The organism is Amycolatopsis thailandensis (assembly GCF_002234405.1).
In the GTDB taxonomy this organism is placed as follows: Bacteria; Actinomycetota; Actinomycetes; order Mycobacteriales; family Pseudonocardiaceae; genus Amycolatopsis; species Amycolatopsis thailandensis.
Map to the genome: position 1 here is coordinate 17,572 of NZ_NMQT01000126.1, position 18,924 is coordinate 36,495.

Below are 18,924 nucleotides of genomic sequence, written 5' to 3' on the forward strand. Positions count from 1 at the left end.
TCGCATGGAGTTGCTGGCACCCGTGGCGGCGTTTCTCAGCCTTCCCCTCTTCCTGGCCGGGTTCGCTTGGTACGCCGTGCGAGCCCGTAGCCGCGGTGTGAGCCAATCCCTGCTGGCGCCGATCGAGGAGATCTGGGACCCGGTCGCGCACAAGACCAACATCGAGATCCAGATCGAGGCCGAACGCAGTCCGGAAACGCCCTCCCCGGGTGATCCGCCCGGGCTGAAGTGGCGGCTGTAGTGACTGACGGCACGCGGCGCGTCCGTCGTCATGGCGTCGCCCGGAGGCTGTGGGAGGTCTCCGAGACTCTCACGGGCGTTCGGTACGAATTCAGTACCCGACGGTGAAATGCCGGTCCCTGCCCGGATTCTCGAGTTCGTCCACGATGGCGACGGCCAGATCCTCCGCCGAGATCCGGGACGATCCGTCGGCCGCGGCGAGGATGGTCGTCGTCCCTCGCCGGTAGGCGCCGGTCCGGACGCCGGGTTCGAGCATCGCGGGCGGGCTGAGGTACACCCAATCCCCCGCGTGCGCCTCGCAGGCTCGGAGCTGTGTCGTACTGGCCGAGGCGATGGTCCGCCACTCCGGCGGCACGAACGCCGGATCGTCGATGACGAGCCCACCGGCGGGCGAGCGCAACGGTCCGGCGCCGCCGACGACCAGGACGCGCGTGCCCGCGGCGGCGTCGAGCAGGGCCTTGACCGTGGCGGCGACGGTGTCTTCCGCGCCCGGCGCCGGTCTCGTCGCGCCCACGACGGCGTCGACTCCCGCGAAGACTGTGCCCATCCGGTCGACATCGGTGAGGTCACCGCGTACGACGTCGACGTCCGGATGCGGCGATTCCGGCGGAGTGCGACGGAAGACGGCGGTGACGTGGTGCCCGCGGGAGACGGCTTCGGCGACGACGCGGGAACCTGTCATACCTGTCGCTCCGACAACGGCGATCTTCATCGGACGACACCTTCCTTCTTGGTCTTCGGCGTGATCTGGCCCGCGACGATCGAGGCCAGGGCGAGCGCGAAACCGGCGAGCTGGATCAGGCCGAGCGACTGGCCGAGCAGCGCGGCACCGAGCACAGCGGCGACCATCGGCGAGAGCAGGCCTAGGACGGCCACGGAGGTAACCGGCAGGGACGTGATGCCGCGGAACCACAGGACGTACGCGAGCAGGCCGCCGATCAGGCCAAGCCAGAGATAGCCGAGCGCCGCGTTCAGGTCGATGGCGGGTGGCGCGCCTTCGAACAGGAAGGTCACCGGCACCAGGAACAAGCCGCCCGCGGTGAGCTGCCACGATGCGAACGCCGTCGGTCCGACGTCCGCCGGGCGTCCCCACCGTTTGGTGAGGGTGACGCCGAGCGCCATGGTCGCGGCACCGCCGAGCCCGGCGAGGATCCCGACGAGGTCGAAGCCCGCCGCGGGGCCGATCACGACCAGCCCGACGCCCACCATTCCGACGATCCCCCAGGCGAACCGCCACGCGGACGGGCTCTGCCTCAGCACGGCCACGGCGAGGATCGCGACGAGGAGCGGCTGGGCGGCGCCCAGGGTGGCGGCGACTCCGCCGGGCAGTCGTTCGGCCGCGGCGAACAGCAGGGGGAAGAACATCCCGATGTTGAGGACACCGAGCGCGGCCGCCTTCAGCCACCAGGTGCCGCGCGGGAGGGTGCGGGTGATGGCGAGCGCGATCAGACCGGCGGGCAGGGCGCGCATGAGCCCGGCGAACAGCGGATGTCCCGGCGGGAGGAGTTCGGTGGTGACCACGTAGGTCGTTCCCCAGACCATGGGAGCGAACGCGGTCAGCGCGGTGCCGGCCAGCCCGGCGGCGAGAGGTGTGGGCGTCAGCGTTTTCACGCTTCTCAGCTTCGACGCTACGGATCGATGAGTCCAACACATGTTTGTCACTTGATCCATCGTGATTCAAGATGGATCCATGGAGCTTCAGCAGATGCGGTACGTCGTGGCGGTGGCGGAGACGAACAGCTTCACGCGAGCCGCGGAACGGTGTCTCGTCGTGCAGTCGGCGCTGAGCCACCAGATCGCGCGGCTGGAACGGGAACTCGGTGCCCGGCTGTTCGAGCGCACGAGTCGGCGGGTGCGGCTCACCGCCGCCGGGGAGGCGTTCCTCCCCGCCGCCCGCCAATGTCTCGACGCCGCCGAACGGGCGGGTTCGGAGGTCGCCGCCGCCGTCGGGGAGATCCGCGGGCGGCTCACCGTCGGCGTCATCCCGACCGTGGCGGCGGTCGACGTCCCGGCCGCGCTGCAGACGTTCCGCCACCGGTACCCGCAGGTCCGGATCGGGCTGCGGGTCGGGGCGAGCGGACAGCTGGTCGAGCAGGTCAAGGACGGCGCGATCGAGGTCGCGTTCCTCGGCCTGCCCGTCTCCGACCGGCCGGAAGGCGTGAGCACCCGCGAGCTCGGGCGAGATAATCTGATCGCCGTGGTGGCGCCAAGCCATCCTCTCGCCGAAGAGTCCTCGGTGAACTTGAAGCGGCTTTCGTCGGAGGTGTTCGTCGACTTCCCGACGGGGTCGGCGGGGCGGGCCCAGACGGATCAGGCCTTCGCCTCCGCGAAGGTGTCGCGGGAGGTGGCCTTCGAGGTGACGGCCGCCGACTTCATGGCGCGGCTCATCCACCAGAGCCTGGGCGTCGCGCTGCTGCCGTCGAAGTATGTACCGAATCTGACCGGCGTGGTGACCGTGCCGGTGACGGACGCGCCCGCGCGGATCGAGCATCTCGTGTGGAACCGCTTCACGGTCACTCCGGCGGCGAAGGCCTTCCTGGAGATTCTGGGTGTTATTGAGAAGTAAGACAAAGGTGACGTGCTCTCGGCGGCGGTGTTCCCAATGTCGCATTCGTGTCGCTGAGCGTCTCGTATGCGACATTGGGAACCGGGAAATCGACCCGGCGGATCGCGGATACCCCCTGTTGCCTTGTCTCCGTAACCGTCCTTGCCGCTCACGACCCGTGCGACCCAGCGCCCAGCGTTGCGAAAGCCACTTTCACAACGCTGAAGGTTGCGAAAGTGGCTTTCGCAACGCTCTCCCGCCGGGACCACGCCCGGCGGAAGACGATGACCCGCACCAGGCCGTGAAGGCCTCCTTCCCTCGACTCAGCCGAGGGAAGGAGGCCTTCACGCGCGGAACCACCCTCGCAAGGAGCCGGCTACTTGCGGTCCGCCTCGATGATCTCGAACAGGCTGGTCCACGAGTTCCGCCCGTACCCCGCGGCGATCGCCCGGTCGTAGTGCGACTTGACCGCCTCCGGCAGCGCCACGTCGATCCCGGCGTCCCGGCTCGCCTGCACGATGTGGTCGGCGCTCGCGCCCATCATGATCACGTCGGCCTCTTCGCCGGGGTGGTCGCCCTTCTCGATCTGCTCGACCGCGGCTTCCAGGTAGAAGTCCATCATCGCGAAGTTGTCCTTGGCATACGGCATGAATTTCTCCAGCGGTACCCCGGCCGAACGCACCAGCGCGCTCGCGTGCATGAACGCCGAGAGCGAGTTCAGGAAGATGTCCAGCTGCGCCTGGTAGAACAGCTGCGCCAGCCGGACGTCCTCGCCGAGGAAATCCGGCCGTCCGATCAGCGCCAGGGTCTCGCGGTACTTCTCGAAAACCTCGGCCGGACCGCTGTAGAAGACGTACGCCTCGTCCTTGCCCACCAGTTCGGCCGGCACCATCACGCCACCGGCGATGAACTTCGCGCCACGGGCCTCGACCCACTCGGCGGCTTTGCGGGTCTTCTCCGGGGTATCCGAGCTGAGGTTGACGATCACCTTGCCCGGCAACGCTTCCTCCGCCTTGCCGAGGATGTCGTACATCGCCGCGTAGTCGGTGAGGCTCAGCAACACCAGGTCCGACGCCGCCACGGCGTCCGCCGGGGTCTCGGCGCGTACGGCACCCGCGGCGACGACGCCGTCCGCGCGGCTCGCGGTGCGGTTCCAGACGGTCACTCCGTGGCCGTTCTCCAGGAGTACCCGGACCATGGCCTGTCCCATCGGGCCGAGCCCGATCAGTGTGATCATTGTGTTTTCCTTTACTTCTTGAGGATTTCGATGACGCCGACGAGGTCCTCGGCGCCGTGTCCGGCGGCGACCCGCTTGTCCATCAGCGGTTGCAGCGGGGCGAGCAGTTCGGCGCTGACGCCTTGTTCCGCCGCGGCCTTGGCGAGGTTCGGGAAGGCCGCGGCCTGCATCCCGATGTTCGACACGACGTCGGTCACGTAGTCGCCGTCGTCGATCTGTTGGGCAGTGCGCTCCAGGAAGCCGCTCATCGCGTCCATCCAGCCGCGAAGCAGCGGAGCGAACTCCCTCGCCTTGACCCCGGCCGAGCCGATCAGGCTGAAGGCCTGGATGACGCCGATGAAGTTGCCGTACATCCCGCTGAGCAGCGCGATGTCGTACAGAGGAGCCAGCCCCGGGTCTGCACCGAGGTAGTTGACGCCGCCGAAGGTGTCGAGTGCCATCCGGGCCCGGGCGAGGACGGTGCCCGAGCCGCTGTAGAAGATGAACGCCGCCGGGGTGCCGATCATCGGCGGGACGGCCATGATTCCGCCGTCCAGATACTCCGCGCCCAGTTCCTCGGCCCAGGCGCCCATCTCGCGCGCCTGGCCGGGGGTGCCGTTGGTCAGGTTGATCAGCTGCCGTCCCGCGAGGCCGGCCGCGACGGGGTCGAGGACCTCGTGCACCGAGTCGTAGTCGAGAAGGCAGGCGATCACGATCTCGTTCGCCGCGAGAGCCTCGGACACGGTCGACGCGACCGTGGCTCCCTTCGCCGCCACTCCTTCGGCGCGGCTCGCGGTCCGGTTCCACGCGGTGACCGGATGGCCCGCGGCCAGTAGTGCCTCCACGAGCGCGACTCCCATCGCGCCCAGCCCCAGCACCGTCACCGGGGTCTTGCCGTGTTCGCTCATGGGACCACCGTGACGCCGCCCGCGCACGGATCGCTGCGGGTCCGCGCACGACGCCGCGCACGAACTGTCGGTGCCTCGCGCTAACGTCGGTTTCGTGCGTTTCGGAGTGCTTGGTCCCCTCGCCGCGTGGACGACAGCGGGCGAGCCCGTCGTCGTGCCCGAGGCGAAGGTCCGGCTCCTGCTCGCCGGGCTGCTGAGCCGGGAGGGCCGGGCGGCGTCGGTGTCGTCGCTGGCCGACGATCTGTGGGGCGAGCATCCGCCGGGCAATCCGGGCAACACCCTGCAGACCAAGATCTCCCAGCTGCGCCGCGCGCTCGATCGGGCCGAGCCGGGCGCCCGCGAGATCGTGACGCATCATCCCGCCGGGTACGTCCTCGCCGTCGAACCCGGAGGCCTGGACGTTCACCGGTTCCGCGCGCTCACCGCCCGCGCCCGTGACACCGTCGACCCGCGAGCTCGCGCCGCCCTGCTGGCGGACGCGCTGGCCTTGTGGCGAGGGCCCGCGTACGCCGGATTCGAGGACGAACCCTTCGCCGTCGCCGCCGCGCAGCGCCTGGAGGAGGAAAGACTGCTCGCCGAAGAGGAGCGAGCCGAAGCGCGGCTGGCGCTCGGTGAACACGGCGTCGTCACCGGGGAGCTGGCCGGTCTGGTCTCGCGGCATCCGCTCCGGGAGCGGCTCCGCGGCCTGCTGATGCGTGCGTTGTACGCCGCCGGGCGGCACAGTGAAGCGCTCGAAACCTATGCCGAGCTGCGGTCTCGTCTGCGTGACGAGACCGGCCTCGAACCTGGGCCGGATATCGCGGCCCTGCACCAGGCGATCCTCACCCGGAGCCCGGATCTCGAACCCGTCCGCGCCGCCGAGCCGGTACGCGGGAACCTGCCGGAGTCGCTGACCGAGTTGATCGGCCGTACGACGGCGGTCAAGGAGGTCGGAGCACTCGTCACCGACGCACGGCTGGTCACCCTCACCGGCCCCGGCGGGGTCGGCAAGACCAGGCTCGCCATCGAGGCCGCGTCGCGGCTCGCGATGGCCGACGGCACCTGGTTGGTCGAGCTGGCGGGCCTGGACAACGTCGAATGCCCGACGTGCCCGCCCGAAGACCTCGTCGCCGTCGTCCTGACAGCCGTGCTGGACCTCCGGGAGGAGGCCACGTCGGCCAAGACGCTGACGCAGTCGCTGGCAGACGCCCTGCGGGACAAGGAGATCCTGCTCGTCCTGGACAACTGCGAGCAGGTCGTCGAACCGGTCGCGGCTCTCGTGGAACGGCTTTTGGCGGCGGCTCCTCACCTGAGGGTGCTCGCCACCAGCCAGGAACCGCTCGGCCTGCCCGGGGAACACGTCTGGGCGGTCCCACCGCTCGCACTGCCCGACGAGACGGATTTCGCCGCCGTCCGCGAATCGAGTGCGGTCAGGCTGTTCGCCGCACGGGCGGCGGCCGCGGCCCCGGGATTCGCGCTCGACGCGGAGAACGCGGACGTGGTCGCCCGGATCTGCCGGACACTCGACGGGATCCCGCTCGCGCTCGAACTCGCCGCCACCCGGGTCCGGATACTCGGCGTGCACGAACTCCTCGCCCGTCTCGACGACAGGTTCGGTCTCCTGTCCTCAGGCAGGCGCGGCGGTCCGCGCCGTCAGCAGACCCTCCGCGCGATGATCGACTGGAGCTGGAGCCTGCTGAGCGAGCCCGAGCGGATCGTGCTGCGCAGGCTCGCCGTCCACGCCGAAGGCTGCGGACTCGACTCGGCGGAGGCGGTCTGCGCGGGCGACGGGATCGGCTCCGCCGACGTCCTGGACCTGCTGTCCCGGCTCGTCGACCGATCACTCGTGGTCAGTAGGCCGGAAAGGTCCGGCGGTCCGCGGTTCCGGCTGCTGGAATCCGTCTCCGCGTACGCCCTGGAGCACGCCGAGGAGGCAGGCGAACTCGAAGACCTGCACCTGCGGCACGCCCGTTTCCACGTCGAGCTGGCCGAGCGCGGCGACGCCGGTCTGCGCGGCAAGGAACAGCGGCGCTGGCTGGACAGGCTCGACGCCGAAGGAGCCAATACCCGCCGCGCGCTGGAAACGCTGCTGCGGCAAGGCGAGCATCGGCTCGCGTTGCGGCTGGTGAACGCGACGACCTGGTTCTGGTTCCTTCGCGGCAGGCTCACCGAGGCCCGGCGCTCGCTGAACCTCGTACTCGCCACGGACATCACCACCGGCGACGAGTACGCGCAGGCTCTCGGCTGGTGCACCGGCATCGCCGTGCTCGACGGCACCTGCACGGAGGGCGCTTCGGAGGAGGCCATGTGGGGCATCGTCGATCCCGTGGCACGGGCCCGGACCCTGTGGTTCCTCGGCTACGCGTGGTCCACGATCGGCGACCTGTGCCGCGCGGAGAAGCTCACGCTCGGCGCGCTGGATGCCGCTCGCGACGCCGGTGACGACTGGAGCGCCGCCGCCGCGCTGAGTGACAGGGCGAGTCACTTGATCTCCGGTGGTGATCTCACCGGCGGCGGCCGGATGGCCGCCCAGAGCGCCGCGATCTTCGACGGGCTTGGCGAGCGCTGGGGCTGGCTCCAGGCGTCGTTCGTCCTCGGCATGCTGGCTTCGATCGCCGGGGACTACGACCACGCGGCCCGTGTCCATCGCGAGAGCCTTCGCCGCGCGGAGGAGCTCGAGCTGTGGCCGGAGGTCGCCTACAAGCTGTCCTGGCTCGGCCGGACAGCGCTGCTCGTCGGCGACTTCGCCGGCGCGGCGGAGTTCCACGAACGGGCCAGGGCGTTGGCCGTCGAGCACAGCTTCAAGCCCGGCGAGGTCTATGCCGAAACCGGGCTGGCGCTCGGGGAGCGGCGGCAAGGGCGGTTCGAGGACGCGGAGCGGCGTTTGTCGTCCATTCTGGACTGGCACCGCCGGGTGGATTCCGAAGCGGGCAGCACGCTGATCCTCGCCGAGCTCGGGTTCATCGCTGAGCAGCGCGGGGACACGGCGAAGGCGAAGCAGCTCCATTCGGACGGCCTGGCGATCGCGCGTCACGGCGGGGATCCTCGCGCGATCGCTCTCGGCCTGGAAGGTCTGGCCGGCGCGCAGGCGGCAGCCGGTGCACATCGCCTGGCGGCCCGGTTGCTGGGCGCGGCCGCGGCCTCCCGGGAATCGGCGGGCGCTCCCCTGGCGAAGGGCGAACGCGGCGACGTCGACAGGATCACCGGCGGCCTCGTGGAGGCGCTCGGAGAAAACGCATTCTCCGAAGAGAGCGCGGCAGGAGCGGCGACACCGATCGATCATCTGGTGACCGAGAGTCAATGATCGCGCACCCGGGCCACCACAATGGACCATCCCTTACTTCACGTCGGCAACAAACAGTGATTTCTTTCTGTCCCCGAGCCGCCTTGACCGGTAGCGTGCGTATCCATGCGGGTGAGGTGGGGGGCTCCCGGCGGGCCCAGGGTGACAATGCCGTGGCGAGCGGCTCCGCGGGCGGCTTTGAGCAGCCCTTTGACTTTGATCATCGCCGCGGTGACGGCGTTGCTGGCCTGTTTCCTCGGCACCGCCGCCGTCCTCCAGGCCTCGGCCGCGGGTGGCGCGGCCGTCAAGTACCAGTCCGGCCTCGCGTGCCCGGACTACTACGGACCGATCTTCAGCAAGGACAACGTCCCGGCCGCGGTCGCTCCGCAGGTCATCGACTCGGTCCGCAGGAACGCTCCGGCGCACGGTTTCGCCCAGCCGGTCACCTCCCGCTACACGCCTTATCTCTTGGGCACCGAGTTCAACGGCGATCCCAACTACAAGGTCACCATCGCCCATCGAGACCAGGCGGTTCAAGGCCACCTCGACCTCGTGGACGGGACAGCCGCCGCCGGCGGGCTTCTGCTGGGCACCGTCGTGGCCAAGGCGGAGGGAATCAAGACCGGGGCGGTCCCGAAGCTTCAAGGCGCTCCGTTCCCTCCGGTGACCGGGCTGTACCGCGACCTCTCCGACCCGGCGCCGCGCTGGTGGTGCTCGCAGCAGCGGAACGCCGTCGTCAGCAGGCTCGCCAACGACCCACTCGACTCGGTCATGTTCGCCACGGACGGGAAGACGTTCGACGACGCGATCCGCACCTTGGGCGTCCCGGCGATCGCCACGCTGCACATGTCTTTCTACGAGACTCCGCCCAAGACCATCAGCGAGGCCGAGGACCTGCTGGAGCGGTCGAAGGCGCTCATCGCGGATGTCAAGGCCGATCTCGGTGCCCGAGGTCTCGGTGACGCGGTCGTCGGGTCGCTGCCGTTCGAACGTTCGGTGGAGATCAGCAACCAGGCCGAATCGAACGTCCTGATCTCGATCCTGCCGCTCGCGGCGATCAGCATCCTGGTCGGCTGCGCCGGGATCGGCACGGTCGCCTTGCAGTGGTACCAGCGACGGCACCCGCAGCTGAGGCTGTTGTCCGCCCGTGGCAGCGGACCGGGAGCGCTGGGGCTGCTCGCCGTGGCCGAACTCGGGCTGCCCATCGTCGTCGGCGGTGCGGCGGGCGCGGCACTCGCCCGGCTGTTGCTGGGGGTCTACGGTCCACCAGGCGAACTGGGCGACGGGGCATTGCTGACGGGATCGCTCGTCGCGGCCGTGATCCTGCTCGTTTCACTCGGCCTGCTGGCCGGGGTGATCGCCTTCCGCACCCACCGCGAGTTCGAACTCGGCAGGGTCAGGTCCGGACGGCGCAAGGGCGTGAAGCTCCTGGCGATCTTCCCGTGGGAACTGGTGACCGCCGGTGTCGCCCTGCTCGGCTGGACCCGGCTCGTCGACTACGGCAAGGGATCCCGGCTCGGCAACCCGCTCCCCCAGGTCGACCCGCTCGCGCTCACCTATCCGGTGTTCGTCGTGCTCACCGTCGGCCTCCTCGCCGCACGGCTGGCCTGGCTCGGGTTGCTCGCCTCGCATCGTGCGCGGCTGTGGTCCCGGCCGGCGCTGCAACTGGCGATCCGGCGGCTGGCCAGCGCCCGCGCACCGGTCACCGGGGTGCTCGTGATCGGCACGCTGGCCATCGGGACCCTGGCGACCGGCATCGGCATCGCCCGCGGCCAGGAAGAGGCCCTGCAGACGAAGTCGGCCATCTTCGTCGGCGCCGAGACCCGGGTCGACACCGAAAGCGTCGTCGGTACCGGGAAGGTCGCGCTTCCCAGCGGCATCACCGGCAACACCACGATCGTCGGCGAGCTGACCGGCACCGGCAACGTCGTGCTGGTCGTGGATCCGCGGACCTTCCGGCGCGGCGCCACGCTCGCCCGGCTCGACGCCGCCGAAGTCGACCGGCTGCTCGGCAGCCTGTCGAGCCCTGGCCCCGGTATCCCGGCGATCCGGATCGGGACCGACGCCAACCAGAAACCCGCACTGGCCGCCGGACTCCCCGAGGCCAGGACGATCGGCGAGATGCCGATGTTCCCCATCATCGGTACCAAGGCCGGGTATGTGATCTCGCGGGAATCGCTCAGCGCCGCGCAGCTGAACGCCGTTCCGAAATGGAGCTTGCTGTCCGGCTCGTCGATGACGCAGGTGACCGAGGCGCTGACGTCGGTGGGAGTGGCCACCGCCGTCAACCGCGTCACCCGTGAGTCCGCGCTCGACGCGCTTCCGTTCTACGTCGTGTCCTGGACCTTCTCGTTCATGGCGCTGCTCGGCGCCGTGCTCGGCGTGGTGGCGGTGCTGTCGCTGCTGGTCGCGGTCGAGGTCCGCCGGCGGCAGAACGCGCTGGCGGGCGCGTTGGTGCTGCGGATGGGGATGCGGCCGCGGGCGCTGCTGGCGAGCCATCTGATGGAACTGGGCACGCTTAGCGGGCTCGCGGTGGTCATCGGCGTCGTCTGCGGGATCTCGGTCGCGGGCCTGTCCGTGCCGCGCTTCGATCCGGCGACGTTCCTGGCGCCGCGGTCGGCGTTGCCGAACCCGACCCCGCTGGCCCTGACCGTCCTGGCCGTCGGCGTGCTCGTCGTGGCGCTGGCAGGCTGGATCGCGATGCGCTCGGTGCGCACCGCCCGAACCGCGGAGTTGATCCGTGCCTGAGAAACCCATCTTCCGGCTGCGCGGGATCGGCGTCGACTACCAGACACCGGCGGGCACGGTCACCGGTGTCGACGACGTCACCATCGACATCCCCGCGCGCGGGATCACCGTGCTGGCGGGGCCGTCGGGTTCCGGAAAGTCCACCCTGCTGCGGACACTCGGCCTGTTCGAGCAACCCGTCCGGGGCACGATCTCCTTCCAGGGAACCGAAACCGGCACGCTGCGGCATCGCGACCGGCGGGCGCTGCGGCGGAACCACCTCGGACTGGTGTTCCAGAACCCGACCGATAATCTGCTCGGGTACCTGAGCGTCGCCGACAACCTCCGCGCGGCGGCGGAGTCGGCCGGGACGGAATGCCTGCCCGACGACATCCTCGACCAGCTCGGGCTCGGCGGGACCGGGGCCTGGAAGATCTCCGCGCTGTCGGGCGGGCAGCAGCAGCGTCTCGCGTTCGGCTGCACCCTGGCGCGGCGCTCGACCGTCGTCCTCGCCGACGAGCCGACGTCCCAGCTGGACGAAGGTTCGGCCGACCGGGTGCTCGACACCCTGAGGTACTTGGCGGGTCAGGATTTCGCCGTCATCGTCGCCTCGCACGACGATCGGCTCATCGAACTCGGGACCCGGGTCGCGCGGATGCACAAGGGCAGGCTCGAAAAGGTCGAAGAACGGGAGGTCGTGCCGTGATGGCGGAACCCGCCCTCGAAGCCGTCGGGTTGCGCCGCCGGTTCCCCCATCCCAGCGGGGACGTCGAAGTCCTGCGCGGGCTCGAACTGAGCGTGGCCGCGGGCGAACTGGTCACCGTGTCCGGTCGGTCCGGTTCCGGCAAGAGCGCGCTGCTGGCCCTGCTGTGCGGTTTCGACTCGCCCGATTCCGGCAGTGTCCTGCTGGACGGCGTCCCGATAGCGGGCGCGCCGGCGTGGCACACCTGCGCGGTCCTGCCGCAGGCGCTGGGTCTCGCGAACGAGCTGACGATCGCGGAGAACGTGGCGCTTCCGTTGCGCCTGCGGTCCGACGTGCCCAAGCCCAGTGCGAAGGCCATCCAGGCGCGGGTTTCGGAACTGCTGGAGGAACTCGGCATCGGCGACCTCGGCGACCGCTATCCGCTCGAAGTCTCGTTCGGGCAGCAGCAGCGGGTCGCGCTCGCCAGGGCGGTCAGCGGGCGGCCCCGGGTCCTGCTCACCGACGAGCCGACGGCGCATCTGGATGCCGGGAGCACGCCGCGGGTGCTCCGGCTGCTGCGGCGCTGTGCCGAGGAGGGCGCCGCGGTCATCGTGGCTACGCACGACGATGAGGTGCACCGGATCGCGGACCGGCGGGTACGGCTGCTGGACGGCGTTCTCTCGTAGCGCCTCCCTGGATGTCATGAAGGGTCCCCTTAGGACAAATTTCGTCTTAAGGGGACCCTTCATGACACTTACGTAGCCGGAACTCAGGGAGCGACAGGGCCGGACTTGCCGTACAGGTCGTTCCCCGCCCAGTTCACGAGATCGTGCGAAGGCCGCGAAGGCGCAACAGGCACGAAGTTCGCGGCGTCGTCGATGCTTCCGGTGCCGTCGTACTTGGCCTGAAGCGGGTACGGGAACACCGGCCGGGTGCGGAAGACCTTGCCGTCGGCGTCGCGGCCGGTGGCGATCGTGCGGTCCGGCGCGGTACCGCGCTCGACCCAGGAGACCAGTTCCTTCAGCGGGTCGTACTCGGTCAGCTTGTCGCCGGTCGCGCAGTGGTACAAGCCCGGCACCATGAACAGCCGCGCCCAGTCCTGCGTCGCGGCGAGGCCGCCGTTGGCGCGGGTGAGCCGCTGGTAGTAGTCGAGGGTGCCCGCGGCGGGGATCGCCTGGTCCGCCCAGCCGTGCCAGATCACGAGTTTCCCGCCCGCACGCCGGAATTCGCGCAGATCCGTCGACATCGCGTTGGAGCGGATGCCCTCCGGGGTCAGCCGGTCGAATTCCCGTGCGGTGAAAGCGAACTTCTCGACAGACGAATGCGGTGTCCCGATCGGGTACGCCATGTACTTCAGGTAGTTGTCGGCGAGCCCGTACGCGGCGGCGCCTCCGAACTCCGGCGCCGGGATGGTCCAGCCGTACCAGGACAGCTCGGAGCCGACGGTCTGGCCGCCGGGGTAGAGCTTGCGGCCGCGTTCGTCGGTCGGCGGGGCGTAGATCTTCTTGGTGGCCACGACCTGTGCCGGGGTGAGACAGCCGGCGTTGTCGGTGCCCGCCGGGCAGGCGATCGTGGCCGGGTCGAAGCGGCAGGTGCGCGGGTCGTCGATGGCGCCGTCGCCGAGTCCGTCGACGTTGTCGCAAGAGGACAGTGCGGCGGCGTGCAAGGCCGGGAGCTTGTCACCGGTCAGGATCGGCTTGCCGTCGGCGCCGGTGTTCACCTTGGCGAGCCAGGTCTGGTAGACGCCGATCAGCGGGCCCCAGTATCCGGCGGGTGCCCCGGCGACGATGCCGTCGAAGTCGTGCGGATAGCGCTGCGCCAGCAGGAGTGCTTCGCGTCCGCCGTCGGAACAGCCGCTGAAGTAGGAATTCCGCGGCGGAGCGCCGTAGAACGCGGTGATCAGCCGCTTGGACGCCTTCGAGACCACGTGCGGTGCCCGGAAGGCGAAGTCGTCGCGGGCGGCCTGGTCGTTCTCGGCCCACTTGCCGTCGTCGAAGACGTTCGGTGTCGTGCCGACGTGGCCGTCGTCGGTGGCCGCGACCGCGACGTCGCCACCGTGCGGCAGGCCGCAGTCGGCGAACGGCGGAGTCGCGACGCTGCCGCAGAACCCGCCGCAGCCGAACTGGAGATAGCGGCCGGCGTAGGTCTTGGTCGGCAGCCGCAGCTGGAACTTCACCGCGGGTTCGACGTGACCGCGGACGTCGCAGTTCTCCGGTTCCGTCGCCGTCGCCGGCACCACCGTCGCGGTCTCGACGTGCGTGACCGCGCCGGGAAGGTCGTAGGTCCGCACCAGGTCGGCGCAGGTGCGCACCGGGCGGAAGGTCGTTTCGCCGGCGGTGGCCGCCGGAGCCGTGAGTATCGAGCCTGCCGTGATGAGCGCCGCCACGCCGAGCATGGACAACCGCCGCATTTCCCCACCCCAGTTCCCCGGATCGCTCTTGGTTTGCTCATTCACCCTGGCCCGGCCTCTGTGCGTTGTCCACCGTGTTTCGGCACGGCTCGCAGGGGCATCCGGGTTGTCCAGTTCGGGCCAGGTTTGTCCGAGTGTCTTGACATCGATGTCACACCCGAGTTTTTCTCTCTGGGCGCCACCGGTCCCCTGCCTGTGCGGCGCCCAGCATGCCCCCGCGAGAAAGCATTGGTGCAACGATGCCCCGAAGCGTCAGACCTTTGGTCTGCACCCTCCTGAGCGCCACGATCGTGGCATCCGGGCTGATGGCCCTCCCGGCCACCGCCGCGGCCGAAGAAGCCCCGCCGGACTTCTACTCCTCCTTCGAACAAGGTGAACCGCAGCCGACGTGGAGCGACACCGTCGACGTCGACCCGTCTGGCAAGCCGAAGGCCTTCGGCGTCGACGGCGCGAACGCCACCACCATCCCCGGTGACATCCGCGGCAAGGTCACCGAAACCTCCGCCAACAGCGAGAACACCCCGAACGAGGCCGTGTCGAACCTCGTCGACGGCTCGACCGACACCAAGTGGCTCGCCTGGACCCCGACCGGCTGGGCGCAGGTCACGCTGTCGGAACCGACGTCGATCACGCGGTACGCGCTGTCCTCGGCGAACGACTTCGACAACCGCGACCCGCAGGACTGGACGCTCCAGGGCTCCTCCGACGGCCAGTCCTGGACGGAGCTGGACAAGCAGACCGGGCAGAAGTTCTCCGACCGGTTCCAGACCAAGGAGTACCGCCTTCCCGCGGCGAGCGCGGCCTACAAGTTCTTCCGGCTGAACGTCACGAAGAACAACGGCGGCGACATCATGCAGCTCTCGGAGCTGCTGCTGGCCAACGAGGACCCCGCCCCGCCGGCGCTGCCGAACATGCGCAGCTTCGCCGACAGCGGCCCGACGGGTGGCTACACGAATAAGAACCGTGTCGGGTTCACCGGCACGCGGGCGTTCCGCTACTCCGGCAGCCACAAGGCGCAGGGGCACGGCTGGTCGTACAACAAGATCTTCGACGTCGACATCCCGGTGGCGGCGACCTCGGAGCTGTCGTACAAGGTGCAACCGGAGTTCATCCGCGGCGACCTGAAGTATCCGAGCACGAACGTCGCGGTGGACCTGGCGTTCACCGACGGCACCTACCTGAGCCAGCTCGGCGCCGTCGATCAATACGGTTTCGGGCTTTCGCCACAGGGCCAGGGTGCGAGCAAGGTGCTCTACACCAACCAGTGGAACCTGGTGCGCTCGCAGATCGGCGTGGTCGCGAAAGGCAAGACGATCGACCGGATCCTGGTCGGCTACGACAACCCGTCCGGCCCGGGTTCGCTGCAGGGCTGGCTGGACGACATCAAGGTGTCGGCGACCCCGACGCCGCCGGCGAGCCTGCGTCCGTCCGACAACGTGCTGACCACGCGCGGCTCGCTGTCGAACGGGTCGTTCTCGCGGGGCAACAACATGCCCGCGACCGCGGTGCCGCACGGGTTCAACTTCTGGATCCCGACGACCGACGCGGGCACGTTGAGCTGGATGTACTCCTACCACTCGCGCAACAACGAGCAGAACCTCCCGGCGCTGCAGGCGTTCTCCGCGAGCCACGCGCCGAGTCCGTGGATGGCCGATCGGCAGACCTTCCAGTTCCTGCCCTCGACCGCGAGCGGTGTGCCGAATCCGGACCGTGAGGCGCGGAAGCTGCCGTTCAAGCACTCGAACGAGACGGCGCGGGCGCACTACTACGGCGTCGACTTCGAGAACGGGATCAAGACCGAGGTCGCGCCGACTGATCACGCGGCGCTGTACCGGTTCAAGTTCCCGGGCGCGGACTCGAACCTGATCTTCGACAACGTCAACAACAACGGCGGGCTCACCCTCGACCCCGCGGGCCGGGCCATCACCGGGTACAGCGACGTGAAGAGCGGGCTGTCCGCCGGTGCGACGCGGATGTTCGTCTACGCCACCTTCGACAAGCCGGTGACCGCCGGTTCGAAGCTGTCGACCGGTTCGGGTGACCAGAAGCGGGACAACGTCCTCGGCTACCTGAAGTTCGACGCGGGTGCCGACAAGACGGTGAACATGCGGATCGCGACCTCGCTGATCAGCGTCGATCAGGCGAAGAAGAACATGGCGCAGGAGCTCGCCCCGAACGCGTCGGTCGAGTCGGTGAGCGAGGCCGCCGCGAAGACCTGGGACGAGAAGCTCAAGGTCGTCGAGGTCGAGGGCGCGTCGAAGGATCAGCTGATCACGCTGTACTCCAACCTGTACCGCCTGTTCCTGTACCCGAACTCGGGCTTCGAGAACGTCGGCACGGTCGAGAAGCCGGTGAAGAAGTACGCGAGCCCGGTGTCGCCGAAGGCCGGTCAGGACACACCGACGCAGACCGGGGCGAAACTGGTCGACGGCGAGTTCTACGTCAACAACGGGTTCTGGGACACCTATCGCACGGTGTGGTCGGCGTATTCGCTGCTGAGCCCGGACACCACCGGCAAGCTGGTCGACGGTTTCGTCCAGCAGTACCGTGACGGCGGCTGGATCTCACGCTGGTCCTCCCCCGGTTACGCGGACCTGATGACCGGAACGAGTTCGGACGCCGCGTTCGCGGACGCGTACCTCAAGGGAGTCAAGGGATTCGACGTCCAGTCGGCCTACGACTCGGCGGTCAAGAACGCGACCGTGACCCCGCCGAACGGCGCTGTCGGCCGGAAGGGCATCGACGAGGGCACGTTCCTCGGGTACGCGCCGAACACCGCGGACCACGGGTTCTCGTGGGCGATCGAGGGCTACGTCAACGACAACGCCATCGCGAACATGTCGAAGAAGCTCTACGACGAGGCTCCGGCGAACGACCCGCGCAAGCAGGAGTACCTGGACAACTACGGGTACTTCACCGAGCGGGCCACGCAGTACGTGAACGTGTTCGACCCGAGTGTCGGTTTCTTCCAGGGCCGGGACGCGGCGGGCAAGTTCACCCGCGCCAAGGACAAGTTCGACCCGGAGGTGTGGGGTATCGACTACACCGAGACCAACGCGTGGGGCATGCGGTTCTCCGTCCCGCAGGACGGTCAGGGCCTGGCGAACCTGTTCGGTGGCAAGGCGGGGCTGGCGTCCAAACTGGACGAATTCTTCGCCACGCCCGAGACGGGGCTGAAGTTCGGCAGTTACGGCGGGATCATCCACGAGATGACCGAGGCGCGGGACGTCCGGATGGGCATGTACGCGCACTCGAACCAGGCCGCGCACCACACGCTCTACATGTACGACTACGCGGGTCAGCCGTCGAAGACGCAGGCGAAGGTCCGCGAGGCGCTGGCCAGGTTGTACGTCGGCAGCGAACTCGGTCAGGGCTACGGCGGCGACGAGGACAACGGCGAGCAGTCGGCCTGGTGGCTGTTCGGCATGCTGGGCTTCTACCCGTTGCAGGTCGGCAGCTCGGACTACGCGATCGGCTCGCCGCTGTTCACCAAGGCGACGGTGAACCTGCCCGGCGGCAAGAAGATCGTGGTCAACGCGCCGAAGAACAGCGCGAAGAACGTCTACGTCCAGGGCCTGAAGGTCAACGGCAAGGCGCAGACGTCGACCTCGCTGGCGCATTCGGCGATCGCCAATGGCGGGACGCTCGACTTCGACATGGGCCCGAACCCGTCGTCGTGGGGCACCGGCCCGGACGACGCGCCGAAGTCGATCACCAAGGGCGACGCGGTGCCGACGCCGGTGCACGACCTGACCAAGCCGGTCTCCGGCGCGGATGCCGCGTTCTTCGACAACACGTCGCGGACCGAGGCGAAGGTCAAGGCGCCGATCCAGTACCAGGTGCCGTCGACGAACGAGGCGGGTTCGTACTACACGCTGACTTCGGGCAAGGGTGCCGGTGACGCGAAGAGCTGGGTGCTGAAGGGCTCCTACGACGGGAAGACCTGGGCGGTCGCGGATCAGCGGACCGATCAGGCCTTCCAGTGGCGCCAGCAGACGAAGCCGTTCAAGATCGCGAACCCGGCGCACTACGCCTACTACCGGCTCGAGGTCACCGCGACCACGGGCGGGGAGGCGTCGCTGTCGGAGTTCGAGGTGCTGGGCAAGCCGGACGCGGCGTGCACGCAGACCGTCACCGGCGAACGCAAGGGCCCGCTGACCGTGCAGAGCGGGGTGACCTGTGTGGACGGTGCGAAGGTTTCCGGTCCGGTGTCGGTGGCGTCGGGCGCGAGCCTGATCGTCCGCGGCGGGTCGATCTCCGGTCCGCTGACGGCGACGGGCGCGGCGCAGATCCTGCTGGACCGGACGAAGGTGAACGGTCCGGTGGCGATCACCGGGACGACCGGACCGGTCTCGATCGAGCTGACCGAGATCGGTGGACCGGTGGCGTTGACGGGCAACAAGGGGCCGGTGCTGACTGCCAGCACGATCGGCGGACCTCTGGCGTGCGCGGCCAACTCCCCCGCTCCGACGGACTACGACCTGCAGAACACCGTCCGCGGCCCGGCCGCCGGGCAGTGCGCGAAGCTGTAGCCCTCCGGTAAGGACGTGAAGGCCCCCTTCAAGCGCGAAGGGGGCCTTCACGTATCACCAGAGGTGTGTTTCGGCGGGTACAAGGACCGGGTACGGCCGAGCAGGCGACCCGGGTGTTGTGAAAGCCACTTTCGCAACCTTCAACGTTGCCAAAGTGGCTTTCACAACACCCGGGCCACGTCGCCACCCATGTGAACCCCATGGACCCCGAGGCGAAGGGGACTTTCCGCGCGTGCGATGAGGGGAAAGCCCCCTTCACCCCCGCTCGCCCCTGCTGAGCGCCGGTCCGTGACACGCCACAGGACACCCGCGTCTATTCGGAACGGCGGCCGCGAAGGATGCCGAAGCCGACGAGTGCCGCGGACAGCACGGTGAGCACGAGCCCGGCGTAGGTGGTGCGCG

Annotated in this window: 12 protein-coding genes; 7 read left to right on the forward strand and 5 right to left on the reverse strand. The window is 69.1% G+C overall.

Features of this window, described 5'->3' with window-relative positions:
- Window positions 1-4: 4 nt before the first annotated feature.
- Window positions 5-241: a hypothetical protein gene (locus CFP71_RS33540; RefSeq protein WP_093937960.1), complete on the forward strand. Its 237-nt coding sequence runs from the start codon at window positions 5-7 to the stop codon at window positions 239-241.
- Between the two features lie 90 nt (window positions 242-331).
- Here CFP71_RS33540 and CFP71_RS33545 read toward each other — a convergent pair whose 3' ends face one another.
- A complete protein-coding gene (locus CFP71_RS33545; protein ID WP_093937961.1) occupies window positions 332-952 on the reverse strand; it encodes an NAD(P)-dependent oxidoreductase in 621 nt (206 codons plus the stop codon).
- Window positions 949-1,851, reverse strand: coding sequence for an EamA family transporter (locus CFP71_RS33550; RefSeq protein ID WP_093937962.1), 903 nt, complete (start codon window positions 1,849-1,851; stop codon window positions 949-951). Before CFP71_RS33550 ends, CFP71_RS33545 begins: the two co-directional genes overlap by 4 nt.
- 79 nt (window positions 1,852-1,930) lie before the next feature.
- On the opposite strand from CFP71_RS33550, the gene CFP71_RS33555 reads away from it, so the two are divergent.
- Entirely contained in the window at window positions 1,931-2,806 is an 876-nt protein-coding gene (locus CFP71_RS33555) for a LysR family transcriptional regulator (protein WP_093937963.1), read from the forward strand.
- A gap of 355 nt (window positions 2,807-3,161) precedes the next feature.
- On the opposite strand, the gene CFP71_RS33560 is transcribed toward CFP71_RS33555, so the two are convergent.
- Together CFP71_RS33560 and CFP71_RS33565 are read right to left on the reverse strand one after the other, a co-directional pair.
- Window positions 3,162-4,022: an NAD(P)-dependent oxidoreductase gene (locus CFP71_RS33560; protein ID WP_093937964.1), complete on the reverse strand. Its 861-nt coding sequence runs from the start codon at window positions 4,020-4,022 to the stop codon at window positions 3,162-3,164.
- 11 nt (window positions 4,023-4,033) lie between these two features.
- Window positions 4,034-4,909: an NAD(P)-dependent oxidoreductase gene (locus tag CFP71_RS33565; protein ID WP_093937965.1), complete on the reverse strand. Its 876-nt coding sequence runs from the start codon at window positions 4,907-4,909 to the stop codon at window positions 4,034-4,036.
- 94 nt (window positions 4,910-5,003) lie between these two features.
- Here CFP71_RS33565 and CFP71_RS33570 point away from each other — a divergent pair, with 94 nt between their 5' ends.
- The 4 genes from CFP71_RS33570 to CFP71_RS33585 all read left to right on the forward strand — a co-directional run bounded on the left by CFP71_RS33570 (window position 5,004) and on the right by CFP71_RS33585 (window position 12,266).
- A complete protein-coding gene (locus tag CFP71_RS33570; RefSeq protein ID WP_093937966.1) occupies window positions 5,004-8,192 on the forward strand; it encodes an AfsR/SARP family transcriptional regulator in 3,189 nt (1,062 codons plus the stop codon).
- A 147-nt stretch (window positions 8,193-8,339) separates the two neighbouring features.
- Window positions 8,340-10,919: an FtsX-like permease family protein gene (locus CFP71_RS33575; RefSeq protein ID WP_093937967.1), complete on the forward strand. Its 2,580-nt coding sequence runs from the start codon at window positions 8,340-8,342 to the stop codon at window positions 10,917-10,919.
- The gene (locus CFP71_RS33580) at window positions 10,912-11,604 is read left to right on the forward strand and encodes an ABC transporter ATP-binding protein (RefSeq protein ID WP_093937968.1); all 693 of its coding nucleotides are present in this window, start codon (window positions 10,912-10,914) and stop codon (window positions 11,602-11,604) included. The genes CFP71_RS33575 and CFP71_RS33580 overlap by 8 nt, the downstream gene beginning before the upstream one ends.
- Window positions 11,604-12,266 (forward strand): ABC transporter ATP-binding protein, encoded by a 663-nt coding sequence (locus CFP71_RS33585; protein WP_093937969.1) that lies wholly within the window; start codon window positions 11,604-11,606, stop codon window positions 12,264-12,266. Before CFP71_RS33580 ends, CFP71_RS33585 begins: the two co-directional genes overlap by 1 nt.
- Before the next feature lie 83 nt (window positions 12,267-12,349).
- Here the strand turns inward: CFP71_RS33585 and CFP71_RS33590 are convergent, their stop codons facing one another.
- Complete coding sequence (locus CFP71_RS33590; protein ID WP_167406364.1) at window positions 12,350-13,990, reverse strand: tannase/feruloyl esterase family alpha/beta hydrolase; 1,641 nt, start codon at window positions 13,988-13,990, stop codon at window positions 12,350-12,352.
- Window positions 13,991-14,229: 239 nt separating this feature from the next.
- Here CFP71_RS33590 and CFP71_RS33595 point away from each other — a divergent pair, with 239 nt between their 5' ends.
- On the forward strand, window positions 14,230-18,522 hold the full coding sequence (locus CFP71_RS33595) for a GH92 family glycosyl hydrolase (protein WP_093937971.1): 4,293 nt from the start codon (window positions 14,230-14,232) through the stop codon (window positions 18,520-18,522).
- Window positions 18,523-18,924 lie beyond the last annotated feature (402 nt).